The following is a 17702-nucleotide window of genomic DNA, read 5'->3' as shown; positions in this document are numbered from 1 at the left end:
CCTGCGGCGGCGTCCGGGCTCACGTGCCGCCGCATTCCGCTTCGTGCGCTTCGCGCCCAAGTCCCTGTCCTGCAGGGATGATCAGACCGGTTGAACTAGTCATCTTCGACTGCGACGGCGTGCTGGTGGACAGCGAACGCATAGCCTCGCGCGTACAGATCGCGCTGGGGGCGGAGCTCGGCTGGCCGCTCACCGAGGAGGAGGTCGTCGAGCGTTTCATCGGGCGCTCCCACGCGGCGATCCTCGAGCAGGTAGCCGCCCGGCTCGGCCATGAGACGGCAGCCGTCTGAGGAGAGCGGTTCGAGGAGCTCCACGCAGAGGGGGTCGAGGAGGGGCTGACTCCCGTCGACGGACTGCCCGGGGCACTCGATGCGATCGCTGTGCCCACATGCGTCGCCTCAGCGGCTCCCACGAGAAGATGCGCCATACTCTGGGCCGTACCGGTCTGTACGAGCGCTTCAGGGGCCGCATCCACAGTGCGGCCGACGTCGCGCGCGGCAAGCCGGCTCCGGATCTCTTCCTCCATGCCGCGCGGCAGATGAACACCGACCCGGCTGCTTGCGTGGTGGTGGAGGACAGCCGCCCCGGTGTCCAGGCCGCGCGGGCCGCGGGTATGCGGGCACTCGGGTATGCCGGCGGACCGACCCGGCCCGAGCTGCTCGAAGGAGACCGCACGGTCGTCTTCCACGACATGAGCGCACTGCCCGGCCTCATCGCGCGGTCGTGAACCGTCCCGGCACCTGTGCGGGCCGGCTGCCGACCGGCCGGGCGGACGTTGCGGCGTGTTCGCGGGCCGTTCGACGGGCGATCGGCCGGTGCGCCGCCTAGCTTGGCAGCAGCAGGCAATCCACGAGCAGGAGGCTTGGACACCATGGCAGCGCTACCCGAAGGCACGCCCTGCTGGGCCGACGCGATGTTCCCCGACGTGGAGGCCGCCAAGAGCTTCTACGGCGAGCTGCTCGGCTGGACCTTCGACGAGGGCTCGGCGGAGTTCGGGGGGTACACGCAGGCGCGGTCGGACGGCAAGGCCGTGGCCGCGGTCGTCCCGCGGATGCCGGGCATGGACACACCGCCCGCCTGGAACCTCTACTTCGCCACGTCGGACATCGCAGCCACCGCACGCAGGATCAGCGACAACGGCGGGGCGCTGCTGATGGACCCGATGCCGGTCGCCGGCTTCGGCACGATGGTCACGGCGGAGGACCCCAGCGGTGTGTACTTCAGCGTCTGGCAGGCCGGCACCCACGAGGGCTTCGAGAAGATCGGCGAACCCGGGGCGTACTGCTGGACGGAGGTCACCACGCGGGACGTGGAGAAGGCCGACCACTTCTTCCCGGCCGTCTTCTCCTTCGAGGTGAAGCGGATGAAGGACGAGTCGGTCGGCTATCACCTGTGGCACATCGAAGGCGCGCCGGTCGCGGGCCGCCTCAAGATGACGGCCGAGTTCCCGCACGACATGCGGCCGTTCGTCAATGTGTACTTCGCCGTCGAGGACTGCGACGCGGCGGTCGCCACGGTCACGCGGCTGGGCGGCCGGCTGCACCACGGGCCGACGGACAGCCCCTTCGGGCGTTTCGCGTCGGTGTCCGACCAGCAGGGCGCGGGGTTCGCGGTCATCGATCCGAAGACGGCCAAGGGCGACAACCCGGAGTTCGAGTGATCGCCACGACCGGCTGATCCGGGGCCCGGTGGCGGCCGGGCCCCGTTCGCCGTGCGCGCCGCGGCGCCCACGCGCTAAGGGGCGGACGCCTCGTCCGCCGCCGCCTGCGCCCGGGACGGTGTCACGGCGGGGACGGCCGAGGGCGGTCGGAAGGACCGGGGCCCCTGCGAGCTTTGCCCGCTGTCGCCGACCCGGCGCAGACCGTCGTCCTCGGCCGCTTCCTCTGCTTCCTCGTCCGGCCCTCCGTCCGATTCCTCGTCTGCCTCCTCGACCGCCTCCTGGCCCGACTCCTTCTCCGCCTTCTTGTCCCTCGCCTCTTTGCGTGCGCCGTCGTCCTGTGACGGCGCCGCGTCGTCTTCCGCCGGCGTGGGCTGCCGCGGGCAAGTCCCGCCGGCGCAGTGCTCACCCTTCGCCGGACCGCCGACCTCGGCGGCGTACGGGGAGGCGGTGGCGGTGCCCGACTGCCGCGCGGTCCCCGCGCCCATGGTGTCGGTGGCCCAGATCTGGCTGATGGAGTCGTCCCGCACCTTGACGACCACCGGGCTGTCCGGCTCGGGGGCGGCGGGCATCACGGCCAGTCTGTCGTTCCACCGCGGGATCATCTGGCCCTGGATCGTCAGGTCGTAGCGGACGTCCACGGCATCGGGCGCGGCCGTCGTCGTACAGGTGTCGAGGACAACGATGCCATCGAGCCCATGGGAGTCCAGGCACAACTCGGGGGCCAGGGCACTGCGCAGGCGGCCGTCGCTCTCGTACACCCACTGCTGGGCGGGGGCCGACGAGCAGACCGCCATCGCGACGTCCGTGCCGGGTTCCGGTGTGACGGTGGGGATGTCGAGGCAGAGGTTGGACTCGGCATTGCGCAGCCGTGTGGTGAGCGGGCCGCCCGGGTGGGCGGCGGAGGTCGTCGAAGGCTGGGGCGCGGTGCCGGACGGCTGGGCCGTGCCGGTTCCGGTGCCGGGTGCGGGGGCGGTGGGGGAAGGGCCGGTGACCGCTCCGCTGGGCACGACCGGGCCGGCCTGATCGTCGTCGTCGGACCATGCACTGGCCACCAGGCTGAGCACGAGCAGCCCGACCACGGCGAGAGCTGTTCCGGCCACCAGCATCCGGGGCGAGAAGGGCAGCGGAACGTGCTTGCCCAGGACGGCGAGACGGGGCATCGCGCGGGCCCGTCCGCCACGGGAGTGCCGGCCCGGCCGCCGAGCCTCTGCTCTGGCCCGGGCCTGTGTGCCGCGCCGGCCGGGGCGCGATTCCAGGTACGGCTGGGCGGCCCGGCCGAGGAGCGCCTCGGCGAGCAGCTGACCGAGCCGGCCTCCGGACTGCCTGAGCTGATCGGCCGCGTACCGGCAGTGCCGGCAGTTCGCCAGATGCTGCTGAATATCGGGAATCAGCGCGCCGCCGCGGCGCAGGGACACGTCGAGCAGCCGGTTGAAGTGGCGGCACCGCTGGTCGGTGGCGAGCTCCCGGTGGGCGCGCAGACAACCCTGCCGGAACTGTTCGCGCGCATGCTCGAGCTGGTCGCTCGCCAGACGCGGGTCGATGCCGAGCAAACCGGCAGGTATGGATATGCCCTCGGCCTCGACCTCGGCATGCCACAGCAGCACCTGGGCGGTCAGCGGCATTGCGTGGAAAGCGCGGGAGACGAGCTGCCTATTCTCGGAAGGCAGCTCGGGAATGAGAAGTCCGGGCAGCATGGCGGCCACACGCTCGTCACTGGCCCACGCCTTGGCGATATGACGGGTGGCCACCAGGAGATGCGGCCGCAGCGCACCGGCCGGTGCGCCGGTGTGCGCGAGATTCTCCATCAGCTGGGCGAAAGCCACCGTGGTGAACATCGAAGCAATATTCGAAGAAGGGGCACAGATCGATGCGTAATCGAACACCGGTTGCCAGTGCCGCGCCAGCAAAGTGGCCGCAGGATAGGCCTCCTTGGCGCCTTCGCCGGCCCCCAGCGCGACGGAGAGCTCTTCGTCTGAGATCCCGGGAGCAGGGCTTGACTGCGCCAAAGGTGCGATTCCGGGCGTACGGGCGTGCTGCATAGACGTCGTTCCATCCATGGCATTGCGGTGGGGGGTTGCAAGGGTGGCAGCCTCGGCCGAGGGGCCGCGGACGCCGGTCGAAAGGCGCGCACCTGTTGGTACATACCTACGCGGGCGATGCCCCCTCTTTTGGAGTCGGGTCGCCTTCGGAGAAAATTCGAACGGTTGATCAAAATAGTCTTGTTCGGACGTGAGGAAGCTCACCCTTACACAACTCGCCTCCCGACAACAAGAGTTCCGGGCGCCCGCCATTCACATTCCGGCGCGTCAAGTCCACTTCCGGGCACAGCGGCCGACTTCTGGAACTTGAGTAAGTACAACAATGACGAAGCATTGCCGCGGGGGCCCTTGACCTCGATCGTGGAAATCACCCGCGGAGCCCGGCCCGCCGTCGGCGGCGGACGGCGCCTTGAGCGCCGGGGAGTCACCCGCCGCACAGGTACCGCACCGCCTAACCTGCCAAGAGGGACCTGCCTCGCGAAAGGATCATCTCGTGTCTTCTCGGCTCAACCCGTACATCAGCTTCGACGGCAACGCACGCGAAGCCATGGAGCTCTACAAGGAAGTCTTCGGCGGCACCCTGACGGTGAGCACCTTCGGCGAATTCCAGGCGGAGGAGGCCGGTGACGCCGCCGACAAGGTCATGCACAGCATGCTCGAGACGGACAAGGGCTTCACCCTCATGGGCGCCGACACACCACCCGGCATGGAGCACAAGCCCGGCAACAACATCGCCGTGAGCCTGAGCGGGGACGACGCAGCCGAACTGCGCGGCTACTGGGAGAAGCTGTCCGGCTCGGGCGGCACGGTCACGGTGCCGATGGAGAAGCAGATGTGGGGAGACGTGTTCGGGATGTGCACCGACCGGTTCGGCATCACATGGCTGGTCAACATCAGCGAACAGCAGGGCTGACCCTCTCCACAGACCTCGACGACGGCGCGGGGGCCGCATCCAAGGATGCGGCCCCCGCGCCGTGCGATGTGTTCACCTTCGTGCTCGAGGGCGCCGAGGTCACCGCGGGTCCGGTGGGCGGAGTGCCCGTCGCGCGGGCCGTGTTCGTCACCGTGCCGGTGCTCAGGTCGGCCTGGGTGACGGTGTACGTCGCGGTCAGGAACGACGCGGCGGCACGGCACGAGCAACGGCCTTGCTCATCACGGTACTCGCCGAAGCGACCGAGAGGACGGTCGTGTTCTTGGGGACCTCCTGGTCGGAATCGAGCGGTGACGTTCCCCTACGGGAAATCGGTGATGTGACCAAGCGACTCGGTCCGCGCGAGGGCTCCTCGCTCAGTGCCGCCCTCCACCGGAGGAATCCGGCGCCACCGGAAGTTCGAACCAGACCTCCTTGCCCCAGGGTGTGGGGTCGGCGCCCCATTTGCTCGCCATCAGATCGACCAAATGCAGGCCGCGGCCGAATTCGTCGGTGGTCCGCGCCGAACGGAGCTGCGGCAGCTCCCGGCTGCCGTCGCGGACTTGGCAACAGATGACCTCGCGGCGTACCACGGTGAGGCGGACGGAACCGTACGCGTGAAGCAGCGCATTGCCGACCAGTTCGCTGACCAGGAGTTCGGCCGTGTCCGCAAGATGGTCCAGGCCCCAGTCGGCCAGGGTGCTGCACACCGCTCTGCGGGCCTGACCACAGGCGTCCGGAGCCCGCGGAAGTCGCCAGGGGCCGGCGACGGTCAGCTCCCGGTGGGGGGCGAAGCCCAGGGGCGAGACAGGGACGGGGCGCGTTGCGGCGGTCGCGGCGGGCCGTATGAGGTGAGTGTGGTGCATGAAAGCCTCCACAAGGCCCTGGCCGGTTTCTCCAGTCAGGGAGTCGATACAACCGCATTTACTACGGAGTAAAATCGTAATCCTGGTTTACCCGGAAGTAAAGTGATGGACATGGCTGATCACCCGCCCAAGGCCGGCCCCGCGCCACAGCGTCCAGCGGGCCGTCGCCGCCCGTCTGCGGCACGCCCGACCGACGAAGAGATGCTGGACGCGGCCTCCGCGGTCTTCGGTGAGTCCGGATTCCACGCGGCGACCATGGACGTCGTCGCCGCACGTGCGAGATCGACCAAACCCACGCTGTACGCGCACTTCGGCAGCAAGGAGGACCTGTTCGGCAAATGCGCCGACCTCGCAGCCGACACGTTGGCGAGCGCGCTCTTCGAGGCCTACGCGGCAGCGGCCGATCTCCCGCTCGAACAGCAGGTGCGCGCGGGCGTGGCCTCGTTCTTCGATTACGCGGACGTCCATCCGGCGAGATTCCGCCTGCTCTTCGGCGCGCACGCGACAGGGTCGGCGGCCGAGGCCAGGCAACGGCTCATGTCGGCCGCCGACCGGGAGATCACGCGCCGGATCCGGTACTTCACCGAGCGCCACGGCCGTGGTACCTGGGGGACGAGTGCGGAGCTCTGCGCCTCCTTCGTCGTCGGCCTGGTCGTCGAGGGCGCGCGGTACACGCTGGTCGCCGACTCACTGGGTCCGGCATCGGCCGCCGAGTTCACGACCCAGTTCGCCGTGGCGGCGCTCAGAAACATCGACCCGCACCTCGCCGATGCTCTCGACGCACGCGAGTGAGCAAAGGGCGTCGGGAGACAGCCCGGGACGGCGCTGCCACCCCGTGCTGTCGCGTCGGCCGAACCATTTGGTCCGTACAGCCTGGTGCCGGTCGGCGCAGGTCCGCGCCCGCCACTCGGTCGTGGCAAGGTTGAGCCGACTCCGGGCGCCGACCGAGACGTCGAGTACGGAGCCGTCCGCAACGGCGCCGGCATCTCGGTGATTTGGGACCGCAGCGACCCGATGTCGCAGCCGTCACCCGGACTGTGCCTGCCGGACGGGCTCACCCCGGCCGCGCGGAGGACGAACCGCTGACGCCGTCCTGGGCTCGATGGGTCCGACAACCTGCGGCGCCCGACAGCGGTCTCCCATGGCGCTTCCGTTCCGGCGTCGCCGCCGGGCGGTCCAGCCGCGCCCCGGCGATGTCCGGGCGACACCCCGCCTGTGGCGCGAGGCCTGCTGCCACTCTGATCATCAGTGTCCAGGCACAAGCCTTGGAAGCCTGCACCACTGTGACCAAGCGTCAGCCGAACCGGCGGACACCGTCGGAGCCTCCGCGGTGCGGTCGTAGAACCGGCGTTCGCAGGGACCCCGCAGCAGCGCGGCGTAGACAACAGCGAACGCCGTCCACGCCGGACAGAGGCCCGGAGGTTCGAGCCCGGCGCGGACGCCGAGGAGCCGGCAGAGCGGGATGAGGAGGACATGGCCGCCGGCCACGGAGGGCGATCACGACGGTCCTGGTGTCACCGGCGGCACGCAGCAGAGCGGCACGGGACATGGCGAGCGCCGGAGGGGCCATGCCGAGCAAGGCCAAGGGTGTTGCGGTCCGGTCGCGCTCGAGCCGAGGCCGCCCCGGGGCGAGATCGCTGCGGCACAAGCAACCGTCCGCGGCCCCCGAACGGAGGGGCTCGTTGCATACGGGTTGACTCGTTGCGGGCCCGGCCGTGAGACAGCGTGACGAGCGCGTGTCGCTACGCCTCTGTCCTCACATTGTCCTCACACTAGGAGGACGGCCGTAGGAATGGGCCGTCACGATCAACTTCACGACTCGCCCGACCGGCAAAGGTGCCGGTCGGATCGATCCGTAACCACAGGCCTGCGGTGGGGCGGGTGGGACTCGAACCCACGGCCGACGGATTATGAGTCCGCTGCTCTAACCGGCTGAGCTACCGCCCCTAACGGCGCGTCGCGCACATTTGTGCGCGCCGTCTGCCGCAGCATAGCCGGTCATACGATCTCTCGCTTCGGATGGTCGGCAACCCGTGACCATGAAGACTGCGCTGGTCGCCGCCCCGGATGCCGTGCGGAAGACGCGAAAAAGGACCCTCGAGGGGTCCTCTTTCTCAGCTGCTCCCCCGGCTGGACTCGAACCAGCAACCCTCCGGTTAACAGCCGAATGCTCTGCCAATTGAGCTACAGGGGATCGCGCTCCCCCGACTGGACTCGAACCAGTAACCTGCCGGTTAACAGCCGGCTGCTCTGCCAATTGAGCTACAGGGGATTGCTGCGTTTGCACCGAACGTACCTACCCGGGGCGTCCCAGGGGGCGTGCGCTCGCTGCGACACATACATTAGCGCAAGCAGGGGGGTGCTCCGCCAATCGGTATGTCCCGGGGTGATCACGGGCCCAGCCGGGTAGGCGAGCAGCACCGACGCAACGGAAGGGTCGCAGCCATGCGGTACAAGCTCACGTTCGTCGCCGGACTGGCCCTCGGCTTCGTGCTCGGCGCGCGGGCCGGGCGCGAGAAGTACGAACAGCTCAAGAAGTCCGCGCGGCAGTTCGCCCAGAACCCCGCGGTGCGCAACGCCGCCGAGTCCGCGGCGCACAACAGCCGCCATGCGGCCGGCAAGGCGTTCCACAAGGTCAGCGACAAGGTCGGTGACCATGTGCCCGTCTCGGTGGCCGAGCGGGTGAGGGCACTGCGCGACAAGAACGGCAGTCTCGACGACGACTGGGGTACCACCAACACATGACGTGACCGTCGGCGAAGTGCGGCAGAATTCTGGACATGGGGATAGTCGCAGGGCTGGACAGCTCGTCCGAGTTCACACGCATCGTCGTCTGTGACGCAGACACGGGCGCCGTGCTGCGCCAGGGGTACGCTCCGCACCCCGTCGAGGCCAAGGCCACCGAGGTCGATCCGCAGGTGTGGCTCCTCTCCCTCGGCGAGGCCGCGGGAGGCGGGCTGCTCGAGGGCGTGCAGGCCATCGGCGTCTCCGCGCAGCAGAACGGTCTGGTTCCCCTGGATGCACAGGGCGGGCCGGTCCGTCCCGCCCTGCTGGGCAACGACAAGCGCGCCCAGGTCGCGGCAGCCGATCTCATCGACGGCCTCGGCGGGCGGCAGGCCTGGGCCGAGGCTGTCGGCTGCGTGCCGCAGGCCGCCCAGCCGGTGGCGAAACTGCGCTGGCTGGCACGCTCCGAGCCCGAGGCCGCGCAGCGGATCGCTGCGCTGATGCAGCCGCACGACTGGCTGGTGTGGCAGCTGCTGGGCCGGCCCGCCCGGCGGACCACCGACCGCGGCGCCGCCTCGGGGACCGGCTACTGGTCCGCGGGCACCGGGTCCTACCGTCCCGATCTGGTGGAGCTCGCGCTCGGGCACCCGTGTGCGCTGCCGGACGTGCTCGGTCCGGCCGAGGCCGCGGGCACCACGCCCGAGGGGCTGCTGATCTCCGCGGGGACCGGCGAGACGATGGCGGCGGCGTTCGGGCTCGGGCTCGGCGTCGGCGACGCGGTGGTGTCCCTGGGCGCGTCGGGTTCGGTGATGGCCGTGCACCACGAGGCGCTGGCCGACCCCAGCGGGATGATCACCTCGTTCGCCGACGCGACCGGGATGCATCTTCCCGTGGTGCACACGCTCAATGCCGTACGGGCTCTGCGCGGCACCGCCGAGCTGCTCGGCCTGGGGGACCTCGCGGAGCTCTCGGATCTCGCCATGAAGTCGACGCCGGGCTCGTCCGGCCTGGTGCTGCTGCCGTATCTGGAGGGCGAGCGCACTCCGCAGCTGCCCCACACGGCGGGCACGCTGAGCGGGCTGCGGCGCGAGTCGATGAAGGCGGAGCATCTGGCGCGGGCATCGTTCGAGGGCATGCTGTGCTCGCTCGCGGACGCGATGGACGTGCTGCGCAGCCGGGGCGTCGAGGTGCGCCGGGTGTTCCTGCTGGGTGCGGCCGCCGAGCTGCCCGCCGTGCAGGCCGCCGCGCCGGCGATCTTCGCGGCGCAGGTCGTCGTGCCGCAGCCCGCCGACTATGCGGCCCTCGGTGCGGCGCGCCAGGCCGCGTGGGCGCTGGGGGTCGCGCAGGGGACGCTGTCGCCGCAGTCACCGCCGGCCTGGCAGGGGGCCGCGGTGCAGGTCTTCGAGCCGGGCGACGAGCTCGCGGTGGGCCGGGCCGTGCGCCAGCAGTACGGGGCGACCCGGGACCAGATCCACCCGGGGGCGTTCAGCTTCGGTGGCTAGGCCGCCGACGGCGGTTCCTTCAGCTGTTCTTGACCGGGCTTTGGAGGAATTCCCTTGAGGTTTCCCCTGCCCGGTGCCGGAAGATGGGGTGACCCCCCGATCTTGCCGAGCCCGAGAGACAGCGCGTGCTGATACAACTGCTGCGGACCTTCCTCGGTCCGTACAAGAAACCCATCGCCTTCCTTGTGGCGCTGCAGCTGCTGCAGACCAGTGCCACCCTCTATCTGCCGACCCTCAACGCCGACATCATCGACAACGGTGTCGTGAAGGGGGACACGGGCTACATCCTGGCCCTGGGCGCCGTCATGATCGGCGTCAGCGTGGTCCAGGTGGTCTGCAACATCGGGGCCGTCTTCTACAGCGCCCGCACCGCGTCCGCGCTCGGGCGGGACGTCCGGGCCGCCGTCTTCGACCGGGTGCAGAGCTTCTCCGCGCGCGAGGTGGGGCACTTCGGTGCCCCTTCACTGATCACCCGGACGACCAATGACGTCCAACAGGTCCAGATGCTGGTGCTGCTGGCGTTCACCCTGATGGTCTCGGCGCCCATCATGTGCGTCGGCGGCATCGTCATGGCGCTCGGCCAGGACGTGCCGCTGTCCGCGGTGCTGCTGGCGGTCGTGCCGGTGCTCGGTATCGCGGTGGCGCTGATCGTGAAGCGGATGCGGCCGTTGTTCCGGGCCATGCAGGAGCGCCTGGACACGGTGAACCGGGTGCTGCGTGAGCAGATCACCGGCAATCGGGTGATCCGCGCCTTCGTACGCGACACGTACGAGAAGGAGCGCTTCCGCGGGGCCAACGGCGAGCTGACCGAAGTGTCGCTGTCGACCGGCCGGCTGATGGCGCTGATGTTCCCGACCGTGATGACGGTGGTGAACGTGTCGTCGATCGCCGTCGTCTGGTTCGGTGCGCACCGGGTCGACAGCGGTGCGATCCAGATCGGCGCGCTGACCGCTTTCCTTGCGTATCTGATGCAGATCGTGATGGCCGTGATGATGGCCACGTTCATGTTCATGATGGTGCCGCGCGCCGAGGTGTGTGCCGAGCGGATCCAGGAGGTGCTGGGCACCGATTCGAGCGTGGTGCCGCCGAGCGCGCCCGTGCGGGAGCTGCGCCGCAGCGGTCATCTCGAGGTGCGCGGCGTCGACTTCCGCTATCCGGGTGCCGAGGAGTCGGTACTGCGGGGTGTCGATCTGGTGGCGCGGCCGGGTGAGACGACCGCGATCATCGGGTCGACCGGAAGCGGCAAGTCGACCCTGCTGGGCCTGGTGCCGCGGCTGTTCGATGTGACGGGCGGCGAAGTGCTCGTCGACGGCGTGGACGTACGGGAGCTGGATCCGGCGCTGATGGCGCGGACGGTGGGGCTCGTGCCGCAGAAGCCGTATCTGTTCTCGGGGACCGTGGCCACGAATCTGCGGTACGGGAACCCCGGAGCGAGCGACGACGAGCTGTGGCAGGCGCTCGAGGTCGCGCAGGCCGCCGACTTCGTACGGGAACTCGAGGGCGGGCTGAACGCGCCGATCGCGCAGGGCGGCACCAATGTCTCCGGCGGGCAGCGTCAGCGGCTCGCCATCGCGCGCACGCTGGTGCAGCAGCCGGAGATCTATCTCTTCGACGACTCCTTCTCGGCGCTGGACTACGCGACCGACGCGGCGCTGCGCGGTGCGCTGTCCCGCGAGACGTCCCGGGCAACGGTGGTGATCGTCGCCCAGCGGGTGTCGACGATCCGTGACGCGGACCGGATCGTGGTCCTGGACGAGGGGCAGGTCGTGGGCACCGGAAACCATCACGAGCTGATGCAGGGCAATGAGACGTACCGGGAGATCGTCCTCTCGCAGTTGACGGAGGCTGAGGCCGCATGAGCGGGGGACCTGCTGCACGGATGATGGCCGGCGGCTCGCCCGCCGAGCGGTCGATGGACTTCAGGGGCTCGGTCAAGCGGCTGCTGCGGCAACTCGCTCCGGAGCGGGCGACGCTGTGGGTGATGCTCGCGGCCGGCGTGCTGAGTGTCGCGTTCTCGGTGGTCGGTCCGATGATCCTGGGACAGGCGACCGACCTGGTCTTCGCCGGGGTCGTCGGCCGGGAGATGAAGGAGGGGACCAGCAAGGAGCAGGCGATCGAGGGCCTGCGCGAACGGGGCGAGGGCGGCCTCGCCGACATGCTCACCGGGGTGGACTTCACGCCCGGCGACGGCATCGACTTCGGGGCCGTGGGTGATGTGCTGCTGGTGGCACTCGTGATCTACGTGGCGGCCGGGCTGCTGATGCTGGTGTCGACCCGGCTGTCGATCCGGGTGATCAACCGGACCGTGTACCGGATGCGCGAGGACGTGCAGGCGAAGCTGTCGCGGCTGCCGCTGTCGTACTTCGACCGGGCCAAGCGCGGCGAGGTGCTGAGCCGGGCCACCAACGACATCGACAACATCTCGCAAACGCTCCAGCAGACGATGGGGCAGCTGATCAACTCGCTGCTCACCATCGTGGGCGTGCTGGCGATGATGTTCTGGATCTCGCCGCTGCTGGCGCTGGTCGCCCTGGTGACCGTGCCGGTGTCGGTGCTTGTGGCGACCAAGGTCGGCAAGCGCTCTCAGCCGCACTTCGTGCAGCAGTGGAAGTCCACCGGCAGACTCAACGCCCATATCGAGGAGATGTACACCGGTCATGCGCTGGTGAAGGTCTTCGGACGGCAGGAGGAGTCCGCGAAGGACTTCGCCGAGCAGAACGACGCGCTGTACCAGGCCGGTTTCAAGGCCCAGTTCAACAGCGGGGTCATGCAGCCGCTGATGTTCTTCGTCTCCAACCTCAACTATGTGCTGGTGGCCGTCGTGGGCGGACTGCGGGTGGCCTCGGGCGCGCTGTCGATCGGTGATGTGCAGGCGTTCATCCAGTACTCGCGGCAGTTCTCGATGCCGCTGACCCAGGTGGCGTCGATGGCGAACCTGGTGCAGTCGGGCGTCGCGTCCGCCGAGCGGATATTCGAGCTGCTGGACGCGGAGGAGCAGGCTCCCGATCCGGTAGTGGGCGCGCGGCCCGAGGAGCTGCGCGGTGCGGTGTCGCTGGAGAAGGTGTCGTTCCGCTACACGCCCGACAGGCCCCTCATCGAGGATCTGTCCCTGTCCGTCGATCCCGGTCACACGGTGGCGATCGTCGGGCCGACCGGCGCGGGCAAGACCACTCTGGTCAACCTGCTGATGCGGTTCTACGAGGTGACCGGCGGCCGGATCACCCTCGACGGTGTGGATGTCGCCACGATGTCGCGGGACGAGCTGCGTTCCGGCATCGGGATGGTGCTGCAGGACACCTGGCTGTTCGGCGGGACCATCGCCGACAACATCGCCTACGGCACGTCCCGGACGGTGACACGCGAGGAGATCGAGGAGGCGGCGCGCGCCGCGCACGCCGACCGCTTCATCCGGACCCTTCCGGACGGGTACGACACGGTGATCGACGACGAGGGCTCGGGCGTGAGCGCGGGCGAGAAGCAGCTGATCACCATTGCGCGCGCGTTCCTGTCCGATCCGGTGATCCTGGTGCTGGACGAGGCCACGAGCTCGGTGGACACCCGTACCGAGGTGCTGATCCAGAAGGCGATGGCGCGCCTGGCGCACGGCCGGACCAGCTTCGTGATCGCGCACCGGCTCTCCACCGTCCGGGACGCGGACGTGATCCTGGTGATGGAGAACGGGTCGATCGTCGAGCAGGGCACGCACGAGGAGCTGCTGACGGCCGAGGGTGCGTACGCGCGGCTGTACGCGGCGCAGTTCGCGCAGGCCGTGGTGGAGGTGGACTGACCGCCGGGCGGCGGAGCGGCCGCGACAGGCAAGTGGCCACTTGACAAGCAAGTGGCCACTTGCCTATAACGGGAGGCGTGGGTGACATCTTCCACGCCCTCGCCGCGCCTGCGAGGAGAGCGATCCTCGACGAGCTGCACGACCGCGACGGCCAGACGCTGTTCGAGCTGTGCACCCGGCTGACGATGAAGCACGGGCTCGGCCTGTCCCGTCAGGCCGTGTCCCAGCACCTCGATGTGCTGGAGGCGGCCGGACTCGTGACCAGCAGACGCGACGGCAAGTTCAAGTTCCACCACCTCGACACCGCCCCGCTGCAGAGCATCGCGGAGCGGTGGCCTCCCAGGACATGAGAGGAAGGGCGCAATGAGGATCAACATCACGAGCGTCTTCGTCGACGACCAGGACAAGGCCCTGGCCTTCTACACGGATGTGCTCGGCTTCGTGAAGAAGCACGATGTCCCGCTCGGCGGCGAGCATCGCTGGCTGACCGTCGTCTCGCCGGAGGACACCGACGGCACCGAGCTGCTGCTGGAGCCGGACGGCCACCCGGCCGTCGGCCCCTACAAGAAGGCCCTGGTCGAGGACGGCATCCCGGCCACGTCGTTCGCGGTCGACGACGCCCGGGCGGAGTACGAGCGTCTGAGCGCGCTCGGGGTGCGCTTCACCCAGGAGCCGCTGGAGATGGGCGGGGTGACGCTGGCGGTCCTCGACGACACATGCGGCAACCTGATCCAGATCGCCGCCCGGCACTGACCGCTCGCGCCCGGCCCCCCTCGTACGGCCGTGATCTCGGTGAGGAGAATGGTGCCTTCACGGACCATGACCACATCCGTGCGTATGGCCACACCGCACAAGGGGGAACACATGACGGACAGGAGCAGGCCCGGCTACGGCATCGCGCTGTGGCTGCCGCTGGGCGTGGCGCTGGGGATCTCGCTCGGGCAGCTCACCGACAACCTGGGCCTGGGCATCGCGCTCGGGCTCGCTCTCGGCGTCGGTGTCGGTGCCGGAATCGACGCGCGCGCCAAGCGGCAGGGGTCGCCCGAGGACGAGGGCTGAGCGCCGGCGCTCAGTCGAGGTAGCCGCGCAGCTGGTCGGCGAAGGCGTGGTCGCGCAGCTTGTTGAGGGTCTTGGACTCGATCTGGCGGATCCGTTCGCGGGTCACGCCGAAGAGCCTGCCGATCTCCTCGAGCGTGCGCGGCCGGCCGTCGACCAGCCCGTAGCGGAGCTGCACGACCTTGCGTTCCCGCTCGCCGAGCGTGGACAGCACCGCCTCCAGGTGTTCGCGCAGCAGGAGGAAGGCGGCCGACTCGACGGGGGACGCGGCGTCTCCGTCCTCGATGAGGTCGCCGAGGGCGACGTCGTCCTCCTCCCCCACGGGCGCGTGCAGCGACACAGGCTCCTGGGCGAGCCGCAGCACCTCGCTGACCCTCTCGGGCTGCAGTTCGAGGTGGGCGGCGACCTCCTCGGGGGTGGGTTCGTAGCCGCGCTCCTGGAGCATGCGGCGCTGCACCCGCACCACCCTGTTGATCAGCTCGACCACATGGACCGGGACGCGGATGGTGCGCGCCTGGTCGGCGAGCGCACGCGACATGGCCTGGCGGATCCACCAGGTCGCGTACGTCGAGAACTTGTAGCCGCGGGCGTAGTCGAATTTCTCGACCGCCCTGATCAGACCGAGGTTTCCCTCCTGGACCAGGTCGAGCATCGTCAGCCCGCGGCCCACGTAGCGTTTGGCCACCGAGACGACGAGCCGGAGGTTGGCCTCGATCAGCCGGCGCTTGGCCATCCGGCCCATGACCACCAACTTATCGAGGTCGACGGCGAGTTGGGAGTCCGGGTCGGGGGTGTTGCCGAGCCGCTCCTCGGCGAAGAGACCCGCCTCGACCCGGCGCGCCAGCTCCACCTCCTCGACCGCGGTGAGCAGCGGAATGCGGCCGATCTCCCGCAGGTACTGGCGGAAGAGGTCGGAGGAGGGACCGCCGCCGTCCAACCGGGCGACGGCCCGCGGCTCGGGCGTCTCCTGCAGCTCGGGCTCATCCCCCGGCTCCGCCTCCGCAGCCGGTGCCGCGGCGTCGGGCACCGCTTCGGGGTGCGCTGCGGCCCGGCTCTGCGCAGGGACCTGCTCGGCCGTGCCGGAGGCCGAAGCGGTGGCGGTCGTGGCGGGTACGGTCTCGGTCAGGGTCTGCACGGGGGCGACCTCCAGAATGATCGCTGCCGGTTCGGGGGCGTGCGGCAGCGGGACGGCAGCGGCCGCCTGGCCGTTTTCCGTCCCGTTCAGGATGAGCGGATCCGCGGGGATGTCAGGCCCACTTCGGGTGGACCGGCCGCGCTCCGAGGACTCGGACACCGCCCCCAGTGTGGAGTACGACACATCTCTGCCACGAGGGGCGTGCGGTGACTTTTTGAGACCCGTGCGTGACCGGCCGGTTACTCGGATGCCCGCTCGCACATACGTCTGGAAGGATCGGCCGGTGCGCGAGAACTACGAGTACGAGACCCATGTGACGGTGCGCTGCGACGACGACGGTGCGCAGCGGCTGGACACGTGGGCCCGTGCCGCGGGACTGAAAGTGACCCATATCGTGCTGGCGCGCGGCCGGATGCCGGTGCAGCCGATGCTGACCCTGAAGGGCACAAACGGCCTTGCCGGGCAGCGTGCGGCCGCGGACGTGCTGGTGGGGCGGCTGCGGGCGGACGGCTTCGATCCGGTGCGGGTGAAGATCGAGACGACGCCGTGGTCGCCCGAAGCCGGCTCGTCCGACGGGTACTTCGAGCATCACGTGAAGCTGGAACTGGACGAGGACTTCGACCGGGAGACGCTGACCGCGCTCGCGGTACGGCACGGGGCGCACCTGTCGTGGAACGCCCGGCGGGTGACTGCGGTCGGGCGCCACGAGCGCTTTGTGACGCAGCGCTGCCACGGGGGTTCGGCCGAGGAGGCCGGCCGGGCGTGCGATGCGATGGTGGCGGAGCTCGCGGCGGCGGGGTACGAAATCCGTTCCCAGGAACGGGAGTTCGTGCTGTACGACAGTGATCTGTCGGTGGACGACGGGTGGATCGACAAGGGGGCGGGAGCATGAGCGGGCCGTGGGAGACATTCGGCTGGACCAGCGAGAGGGTGCCTCAGGCTCCGCTGGACGAGGCGACGCGCGCCAGGCGCCACCTGCCGCGCACGCTAAGGCCCGTGACCGGGGACGACCTGGTGCAGCGCCCTGTCTTCGAGCCGGCGCTCAAGCAGTACGCCAATGCCTACCGGGCCGCGGACCCCCGGTTCGACGATCCGGCCAAGGGAGTGGCCTGGCGGGCGGCCCGGCGCGAGGCGCTGGACGTCGTGCTCGCCGGGATCGCCGGATCCGAGTGGGCCGAGTCGCTGGTGCTGCGCGGCAGCGTGCTTCTCTCGGCGTGGTTCGGCGGGGCGGCCCGGGAGCCGGGCGACCTGGACTTCGTCGTCGTCCCGTCGGCCTGGCACATCGACGATGCGCGCACCGGCGAACTGCTGGACGGCATCGCCGCTGCTGCGGAGCGCATGGCGCGTGGATCCGGCACTCAGGTGCGGATCTCCGCGCAGGGCGCCGTGGTCGAGGACATCTGGACGTACGAACGCGTACCGGGCCGCCGGATGGTGCTGCCGTGGTCCGCCCCGGGCCTTCCCGGCGGGCATGTGCAGCTCGACTTCGTCTTCAACGAGAAGCTGCCCGCTCAGCCCGAACCGGTGGAGCTGTCCGCCGTCACGACCGTGTGGGCGGCCACCCCCGAACTGTCGCTGGCCTGGAAGCTGATGTGGCTGATCAACGACTGCTACGCGCAGGGCAAGGACCTGTACGACGCCGTACTGCTGGCCGAGCGCCATCCGCTGCCGTACCCACTGTTGCGCGACGTCTTCCGGCTGTCCGGCGAGTGGCCGCACCCCGACCGGGAGGAGATCCTCTTCGAGGACGTCGAAGAGGCTCTCGGCTATGTGGAGTGGAACCACTTCGTCGCGGAGTACCCGCAGTTCGCGGACGACGAGCAGGCGTTCGTGCAGCGGCTGCTGACCGCGCTCGCGCCCACGTTCACCGGCTGACGCGCCGGTGATCCGGCGGCGCCCTGCCCGAGGACGGCGCTTCGCCGTCCGGCGGGCGATCCGCTGAAGAGGCCCGGACGTCCCGGACATCGGCGCGGCCGGCGGGCGCCGGGCTCGCGACGCGTGTCGGCGGGCGCCGGGCTCGCCA

The 17702-nt window shown here is 69.8% G+C and carries 16 protein-coding genes, 3 tRNA genes and 1 pseudogene; 13 read left to right on the top strand and 7 right to left on the bottom strand.

The annotated features are described in order from the left end of the window. Nucleotides 1–77: 77 nt before the first annotated feature. Nucleotides 78–727 (top strand): annotated as a pseudogene (locus OHS70_RS25550) (HAD family hydrolase). 144 nt (nt 728–871) lie between these two features. Beyond that, nucleotides 872–1660, top strand: a complete 789-nt coding sequence (locus OHS70_RS25545; protein ID WP_328400906.1) for a VOC family protein — start codon at nt 872–874, stop codon at nt 1658–1660. A 74-nt stretch (nt 1661–1734) separates the two neighbouring features. Here OHS70_RS25545 and OHS70_RS25540 read toward each other — a convergent pair whose 3' ends face one another. Then, nucleotides 1735–3495 carry a ricin-type beta-trefoil lectin domain protein gene (locus OHS70_RS25540; RefSeq protein ID WP_328400904.1) on the bottom strand — a complete coding sequence of 587 codons (1761 nt, stop codon included), beginning with the start codon at nt 3493–3495 and terminating at the stop codon, nt 1735–1737. A gap of 697 nt (nt 3496–4192) precedes the next feature. Here OHS70_RS25540 and OHS70_RS25535 point away from each other — a divergent pair. Next, nucleotides 4193–4612, top strand: a complete 420-nt coding sequence (locus tag OHS70_RS25535; RefSeq protein WP_328400902.1) for a VOC family protein — start codon at nt 4193–4195, stop codon at nt 4610–4612. Here OHS70_RS25535 and OHS70_RS39125 read toward each other — a convergent pair. Together OHS70_RS39125 and OHS70_RS25530 are read right to left on the bottom strand one after the other, a co-directional pair. Beyond that, nucleotides 4593–4811: a DUF7507 domain-containing protein gene (locus tag OHS70_RS39125; protein WP_443062760.1), complete on the bottom strand. Its 219-nt coding sequence runs from the start codon at nt 4809–4811 to the stop codon at nt 4593–4595. The two genes, OHS70_RS25535 and OHS70_RS39125, sit on opposite strands and share 20 nt — an antisense overlap. A gap of 175 nt (nt 4812–4986) precedes the next feature. Then, nucleotides 4987–5475, bottom strand: coding sequence for an ATP-binding protein (locus OHS70_RS25530; RefSeq protein WP_328400900.1), 489 nt, complete (start codon nt 5473–5475; stop codon nt 4987–4989). 111 nt (nt 5476–5586) lie between these two features. On the opposite strand from OHS70_RS25530, the gene OHS70_RS25525 reads away from it, so the two are divergent. Beyond that, the gene (locus OHS70_RS25525) at nt 5587–6267 is read left to right on the top strand and encodes a TetR/AcrR family transcriptional regulator (protein WP_328400898.1); all 681 of its coding nucleotides are present in this window, start codon (nt 5587–5589) and stop codon (nt 6265–6267) included. Nucleotides 6268–7348: 1081 nt separating this feature from the next. On the opposite strand, the gene OHS70_RS25520 is transcribed toward OHS70_RS25525, so the two are convergent. From OHS70_RS25520 to OHS70_RS25510, 3 genes are all read right to left on the bottom strand, one after another. Then, nucleotides 7349–7422: transfer RNA gene (locus tag OHS70_RS25520), tRNA-Ile, on the bottom strand. Between the two features lie 174 nt (nt 7423–7596). Continuing rightward, nucleotides 7597–7669 (bottom strand) — tRNA-Asn (locus OHS70_RS25515). Nucleotides 7670–7674: 5 nt separating this feature from the next. Then, nucleotides 7675–7747: transfer RNA gene (locus tag OHS70_RS25510), tRNA-Asn, on the bottom strand. A gap of 173 nt (nt 7748–7920) precedes the next feature. Here OHS70_RS25510 and OHS70_RS25505 point away from each other — a divergent pair. The 7 genes from OHS70_RS25505 to OHS70_RS25475 all read left to right on the top strand — a co-directional run bounded on the left by OHS70_RS25505 (nt 7921) and on the right by OHS70_RS25475 (nt 14547). Then, nucleotides 7921–8220, top strand: coding sequence for a YtxH domain-containing protein (locus tag OHS70_RS25505; RefSeq protein ID WP_328400896.1), 300 nt, complete (start codon nt 7921–7923; stop codon nt 8218–8220). 35 nt (nt 8221–8255) lie between these two features. Beyond that, nucleotides 8256–9701 (top strand): FGGY family carbohydrate kinase, encoded by a 1446-nt coding sequence (locus OHS70_RS25500; RefSeq protein ID WP_328400895.1) that lies wholly within the window; start codon nt 8256–8258, stop codon nt 9699–9701. A 125-nt stretch (nt 9702–9826) separates the two neighbouring features. Beyond that, nucleotides 9827–11560, top strand: a complete 1734-nt coding sequence (locus tag OHS70_RS25495) for an ABC transporter ATP-binding protein (RefSeq protein WP_328400893.1) — start codon at nt 9827–9829, stop codon at nt 11558–11560. A gap of 20 nt (nt 11561–11580) precedes the next feature. Beyond that, nucleotides 11581–13488 carry an ABC transporter ATP-binding protein gene (locus tag OHS70_RS25490; protein WP_328405897.1) on the top strand — a complete coding sequence of 636 codons (1908 nt, stop codon included), beginning with the start codon at nt 11581–11583 and terminating at the stop codon, nt 13486–13488. 77 nt (nt 13489–13565) lie between these two features. Next, nucleotides 13566–13838 carry an ArsR/SmtB family transcription factor gene (locus OHS70_RS25485; RefSeq protein ID WP_328400891.1) on the top strand — a complete coding sequence of 91 codons (273 nt, stop codon included), beginning with the start codon at nt 13566–13568 and terminating at the stop codon, nt 13836–13838. 13 nt (nt 13839–13851) lie between these two features. Beyond that, nucleotides 13852–14241, top strand: a complete 390-nt coding sequence (locus OHS70_RS25480; protein WP_328400889.1) for a VOC family protein — start codon at nt 13852–13854, stop codon at nt 14239–14241. A 111-nt stretch (nt 14242–14352) separates the two neighbouring features. Beyond that, nucleotides 14353–14547: a hypothetical protein gene (locus tag OHS70_RS25475; RefSeq protein ID WP_328400887.1), complete on the top strand. Its 195-nt coding sequence runs from the start codon at nt 14353–14355 to the stop codon at nt 14545–14547. A 10-nt stretch (nt 14548–14557) separates the two neighbouring features. Here OHS70_RS25475 and OHS70_RS25470 read toward each other — a convergent pair whose 3' ends face one another. Further along, a complete protein-coding gene (locus OHS70_RS25470; RefSeq protein ID WP_328400885.1) occupies nt 14558–15838 on the bottom strand; it encodes an RNA polymerase sigma factor in 1281 nt (426 codons plus the stop codon). Nucleotides 15839–15962: 124 nt separating this feature from the next. Between OHS70_RS25470 and OHS70_RS25465 the strand changes: the two genes are divergently transcribed. Next, nucleotides 15963–16571: a hypothetical protein gene (locus OHS70_RS25465; protein WP_328400883.1), complete on the top strand. Its 609-nt coding sequence runs from the start codon at nt 15963–15965 to the stop codon at nt 16569–16571. Further along, entirely contained in the window at nt 16568–17554 is a 987-nt protein-coding gene (locus OHS70_RS25460) for a nucleotidyl transferase AbiEii/AbiGii toxin family protein (protein WP_328400881.1), read from the top strand. Before OHS70_RS25465 ends, OHS70_RS25460 begins: the two co-directional genes overlap by 4 nt. Nucleotides 17555–17702: the final 148 nt, after the last annotated feature.

Origin of the sequence: Streptomyces sp. NBC_00390 (assembly GCF_036057275.1) — a bacterium.
Classification (GTDB): Bacteria; Actinomycetota; Actinomycetes; order Streptomycetales; family Streptomycetaceae; genus Streptomyces.
The sequence above is the reverse complement of the archived record's forward strand: the minus strand, read 5'-3'. Positions and strand labels throughout refer to the sequence as shown.